Annotated in this window: 7 protein-coding genes; all 7 read right to left on the reverse strand. The window is 50.8% G+C overall.

What is annotated here, in order from left to right:
* The coding region (locus B2Y11_RS08770; protein WP_414630731.1) for a putative holin-like toxin at nucleotides 1–122 on the reverse strand (122 nt) is incomplete at its 3' end.
* A gap of 214 nt (nucleotides 123–336) precedes the next feature.
* Entirely contained in the window at nucleotides 337–831 is a 495-nt protein-coding gene (locus B2Y11_RS03935) for a pyridoxamine 5'-phosphate oxidase family protein (protein ID WP_291056475.1), read from the reverse strand.
* Nucleotides 832–932: 101 nt separating this feature from the next.
* Nucleotides 933–1,367: a carboxymuconolactone decarboxylase family protein gene (locus tag B2Y11_RS03940; protein ID WP_291056478.1), complete on the reverse strand. Its 435-nt coding sequence runs from the start codon at nucleotides 1,365–1,367 to the stop codon at nucleotides 933–935.
* Entirely contained in the window at nucleotides 1,364–1,789 is a 426-nt protein-coding gene (locus tag B2Y11_RS03945; protein WP_291056479.1) for a cupin domain-containing protein, read from the reverse strand. Before B2Y11_RS03945 ends, B2Y11_RS03940 begins: the two co-directional genes overlap by 4 nt.
* Before the next feature lie 14 nt (nucleotides 1,790–1,803).
* Complete coding sequence (locus tag B2Y11_RS03950) at nucleotides 1,804–2,394, reverse strand: flavodoxin (RefSeq protein ID WP_291056481.1); 591 nt, start codon at nucleotides 2,392–2,394, stop codon at nucleotides 1,804–1,806.
* 574 nt (nucleotides 2,395–2,968) lie between these two features.
* Nucleotides 2,969–4,687, reverse strand: a complete 1,719-nt coding sequence (locus tag B2Y11_RS03955; protein WP_291056483.1) for a diguanylate cyclase — start codon at nucleotides 4,685–4,687, stop codon at nucleotides 2,969–2,971.
* Nucleotides 4,688–4,898: 211 nt separating this feature from the next.
* Nucleotides 4,899–5,192 (reverse strand): hypothetical protein, encoded by a 294-nt coding sequence (locus B2Y11_RS03960; RefSeq protein ID WP_291056486.1) that lies wholly within the window; start codon nucleotides 5,190–5,192, stop codon nucleotides 4,899–4,901.
* Nucleotides 5,193–5,305: the final 113 nt, after the last annotated feature.

Consider the following 5,305-nt stretch of genomic DNA (forward strand, 5'->3'; position numbering starts at 1 on the left):
GCATTGCATAAAAATTCAAGAATAAAAGCAGACAGTGATTTAATCAGCGCTTCCTTAGACATGATTGTGGCAATTAAAATGCCGAATCCGATCATTAATGATAATGCTTCGTAAACGTTCATTTTGCCACCCCCTCTCAGAATCGATGAAGAGGGGAAAAGCCGTCACATATAAAAAGCTGCCTCACCGCTTTTATTTACTATAAAAATTTCCCCTTTCCCTATCATTTACGAAGCCCGTAATTTTTTCTTATTTACCAAATCCCCTGCCCCACAGTCAGCAGATAAAGCAAAAATAAAAGGACGCCCGGTGCGGGGCGTCCTTTTGATTTCTTTTTTAATTTCTTACTTTCGGGCTGTTTTTCTTGGTCTGGAATTCTTCTGCTTCCAGTTTGTACACGAGGCAGCCTTCCAGCATGTTGTCGGTGATGGTCCAGTCTTTGCCGGAGATCTGTTTCATGAAGCCGGTCATAATGTCTTTGGCTTCTTCTTTGTCCCGGATGATGGTAATGCGTCCGCTGCCGATGATGCTCATGTAGGCGGTGGTGAAGAGGGCAGGGTTTGTTTTGTGGGGTACCACGTGGTCTCCTGTGTCCATTTCAAAGCCCGCTCTTCCGTCTTTTTCGATGAGTTCCTTTTTGAGGCCCGCCTTCGCGCCGTGGAAGTAAAGGGTGAGTTTTCCTTTTTCATAGGTGTAGGAGTAGTTGACGGGCACTATGTAAATCCTGCCTTCATCATAGAGTCCCAGGCGCACGATGCCGCAGGCGTCCAGAATGGCACGGATTTCTTTTTCATCGGTGACAAGCCGGTCTTTTCTTCTCATTTCTCTCATAACAGTGCCTCCTTTGGGAGGTCATTATACCACGGAGGGCCTGCCATTCAAAAGGGACGGTGATGAAATGAGAACCCTTCATTCGCCGCTTCTTTCTGCTTTTATTCCGTTACTTCATACACTTCCTTTACCAGGTGGAAGGCAGCCCAGGCTTTAGGCCAGCCGGCGTAGAAAGCCACCTGGGTGATGGTATCTGCCATTTCTTCCAGGGTGACGCCATTGTTTTTGGCGTTCTGAATGTGGTATTTCAGGGAGGAGTCAGTAATGCCCTGGCTTACCAGGGATACCACGGTAATCATGGAGCGCTGCTTCACGGACAGGTTGTCCTGTTTGTTCCACACTTCTCCAAAGAGGATGTCATCATTGTAGCGGGCAAAGTCGGGGGCCGTCTGCCCCAGCACGTCCCTGCCTGCGGTCTGTACGATTTTCTTAGTCATTGGTTTCCCTTCCGTTCTTTCTTCAGCAAAAGATTCCGTTCCTGCCCCAAAGAGCATGAGGGCAGCAGCAGTAATGATAAGCACTTTTTTCAATTTCATAATTTTTCAAATTCCCTTTCGTCCACCGGCTCCAGCCATTCGTTGGATATCCCTTTTCCTTCTCTGGAAAGGGAAATATGCTGGAAATGGCAGCCCGGAGCGGCGCCGTGCCAGTGTTTCACTTCCGGCGGGATGGTGACCACGTCGCCGGGATGGAGGAGCTGAGGCTCTTTCCCTTCGTACTGGAGATACCCCTTCCCCGACACTACGATAAGCACCTGGCTGGTGCCGTGATGGATGTGCCAGTGGGTGTGGGCTCCGTTTTCAAAGGTTACGTTGTACACGGGAATGTCTTTGTCTTCCGACAGGCTGGCAAGCCAGCTCTTTCCGGTAAAGTATGGGGCATAGGCGTCGTTGGGGCTGCCCACCTCCATGACAGCTCCCTTTCCTTCCAGTGCCTTTTTGATTTCTTCTGCCTTCATTTGACCGTCCTTTCTTACTTTTTTAAAGAATGAATCCACCCGAGTACATCGTCGGTTTTCCCGCCGCCGGTGAAGCATTCGCCGGGAAGCCAGGTGCCCGTTTTGGCAGCCCGGAAGAGGTTTTCGCCGCTGTCTCCCAAGGGACTGCTGTAGGAGGTGGCAAAGGGAATCACCGTTTTGCCTTCAAAGCTGTGATGTTCCGTAAAGGTATACACAATTGCCGGCGCTTCGCCCCACCAGATGGGGTAGCCCAGGTATACCACCTTGTAATCGTTCCAGTTCTCCACGTCTCCCGTATATGCAGGACGGATGGAGCTGTCTTTATGTTCTTTGGATACCCGGCTCGCACTGTTATGGTAGTCCAGATCCGCTTCCGTATAGGGCACCTTCGGTGTAATGGCGTAAATATCACTGCCCGTCTCTTTGGCAATGGTTTCAGCCGCCCGCTTCGTATTGCCGGTGGCGGAATAGTACACCACAATGGACTTCCCTTCCGGCACTGCTTCTGCTGCTGAACCGCTGTTTTCCTGAGAGGCGCTGCCGCAGGCACTCATTGTCAAGGCCGCTGCTGCCACTGCCACTCCCATGACTGCTTTTTTCCACATAGTAAACCTCCTGTTTCAATCCATAACCCTTTTATTCAAGAGTAGTACTATTCCCTTTCTTCCTTATTATAGGAAAAGACTTTCTTACTATCCAATACCTTGTTTTTGCAGAAATTTATGCCCCAAAGGCATGGATGTGACGGGATGGGCAGTAAATTTCCAGGGTGTGCCATCACTTCGTATCCCCATGGGATTTCTCCCACCAAAAAAGACCTTGAAGACATGCAAATCATTTCTTCACAGCCCTTTTTCCATAACTATTTTCTGATGGCAAGATGTAGGCCCACAGGTCATCTCGAGCAGATGATGTGCCGGTATGAGAGGAGCCTCGGGCACTCATGAGACTTTGAGCCGAGAGAACTCCTACCGCCATGCACCCTGTACCATGGGGCGTGAGATTTCTCCACTCCCCTCCGCTTCGGTCAAAATGACAGGGTTCGGGGCATCATTTTTATCATTTGAGAAGTACGGTATCTCCACCCCGCTCCCACCGTCGAAATGATGGTGAAACGGAGCCGTATTTGTGTCATTCATGTATTTCTTCACAGCCCCTCAATCACCAGCTTAGGAGCCCCTATTTCTTTCCCGTAATTTTCAGTCTGTCTTTCCTGTTATAGAGGTATACATAGTACAGGTCTCCGTAGAAGGGGTTCCGACTCTTTCTTGCGGTGCTTTCCACTTGGATGATATGGCCTTTTTTGGTCACCATGCGGTAGGTGAGGAAGTCGATGTGTTCTTTGTTGTATTTCGCTGCCAGCTGGCGGCGGAATTCTTTTTTCATGGGCTCCAGGTCGTCAGGATGGATGGAGCGGCAGATGCTGCAGCCGGTGTATTTGATGAAGTCTTCGTAGTCGTCACATTCCAGAAGGCTCACCATGCCGTGGTTGGCGAAGAGGATTTCTCCTTTTTTCGTGGCTTTCAGTACCAGTATGCCGCCGGGGAGGTGGTCCGCCACGTCGGTGAGGTTGAAGCCGAACTGGGATCGTTTGTCGGTGAGGGAGATGGAGTTGTCGAACTGCCGCCAGCCTGCTTTGCCGTTCAGTTTGGCTCCGTAGAGGGCGAAGTCGGCGCGGATGCAGAGGTCTCCGTAGGCTTCTCCCTGTTCCGGGTAGGCGGCGCAGCCCAGGGAGGCGTAAAATTTCACTTCTTTATCCCCGGCCTTAAAGGTATGGGTTTCCCTGGTAAAGCGGTTCAGGACGGCTGTCACTTTTGTAAAGTCTTCATAGGGATGGAAGAGGACGAATTCGTCGCCGCCGTTTCTGGTGATGATGGACTTTTCGCCGAAGGTTTCTTTCATGTCCCGCACCAGGGTTTTCAGGGCTTCGTCCCCTACCCGGTGGCCGTATACGTCGTTCACCAGTTTGAAATTGTCGATGTCCAGGGCAATGACCAGGGCTTTCTTTCCCGGGTTTTCCGCCATGTAGGAAGCCACGGCGCCGTCGCCGCCTTTTCGGTTATACACGCCGGTTAAGGGGTCATGGCCGCCGCTTCGCTTCAGGGCGCCGTTTGCTTTCTTCAGGATGCCGTTTCTGCGGAAGAGGAAGGAAATAAGGATGGTGAGGGAGAGGCCGGCCAGGGTGGCGAAGAAAAGGAGCATCCAGTTCACGCTGCTTCCCTGAGGCCGCAGCACAATGGACCACAGATCTCCGGCAATGATTCTTTCCGCATGGGGATTTCCCTGTTCCGTCATGCCCCGCTCCTTCACCAGATGCGGAGTATCTTCCCAGCCATAGCGGTGATAGAGGCTGAAGTCCAGCTTCTGGGCGCCCAGATTGGAAATATTGGCAGTGCTCATGACCCGGCGCTGCTCTACGGCCAGTATAATATAGCCCCAGAAGGATTCGTTGCCATTCTCGTCATGACGGTACACAGGGCGCAGAAAGGCCATCATTTTATAGGGAAGTCCCAGGTCCAGAGAGTCCACCAGCACCAGCCGGTGTTCCATGCGCGCCGTGTCCGCAGCCTTCTTCAGGGAACCTTCCAGGAAGCGGGGAAAATCCATCTTTCTCGTATCTTCCGCCGTAAACACCACCGGTTCTCCCTCTTCCGGCAGAATCTGGATGCTCCGGATCATGGGATTCATGGCCATCACCATGGCCGGTTCCCGGGGATTGACCAGGTAGCCTTCCGGGTCAGCCTCCAGCTTGGAGGCCATAATCTTGGTTACCACACCCCACCATTTCACCATGCCGTCTATACCCTCCAGTCGATGGATGGCATAGGGTGTAAAGACTTCCCCTTCCTTCTGCTGGTGATTGATATAAAGAAAGCAGTCCAGGCCAAAGGTCAGCAAAAGGCCGGCTATCATAACGGGTAAGCTCAGTGATTTTATCATCCACCTGATTCTACACATCATCATGCCGGCCTTTCTAAAAAAACGGGATCCTTTCATTACAGTTCCATTATACACTTCAAAAACAGGTTAACAATCCGCAGAAACTGCGAAAAAATACCGGACCTAAGTCCGGCATTTTCTCAGTCAGGGTTTTAAAATACTAGAAAAATCATTTACCAGCGTTCTTCAGGGCAATTCTCCAATCTCTGCCCTGCTGGTGCACATCATTCACATCGGCTTTCTGCACAGCATCCTTATTGGATTCCACATCTGCCTTCTGCTGAGCGGAGAGGTGGATGTCCTGGTTCTGATCAGGCTGGCCTTTCTTTTCAGCGTTATAAAGGGCAATGCGCCAGTCTCTTCCCGGATCTCCGGCGGCAGTGCCGTCAGCGGCCTGTACGCCCATGGAAATGCAGGACAATGCGATTCCTGCAGCTACGAGAGCCATGGTAATTTTTTTCATTTCTATCTACTCCTTTCCTGCAGCCAATCAATTGGCTGTTTACGATATTATATTACTTGAGATAATTATTGTAAATAGGATAATAATCTTTTGTAAGTGTCAAGTTTTCCTCG

The sequence above is a fragment of the Dialister sp. UBA1703 genome, from assembly GCA_002320515.1.
GTDB lineage: Bacteria > Bacillota > Negativicutes > Veillonellales > Dialisteraceae > Dialister.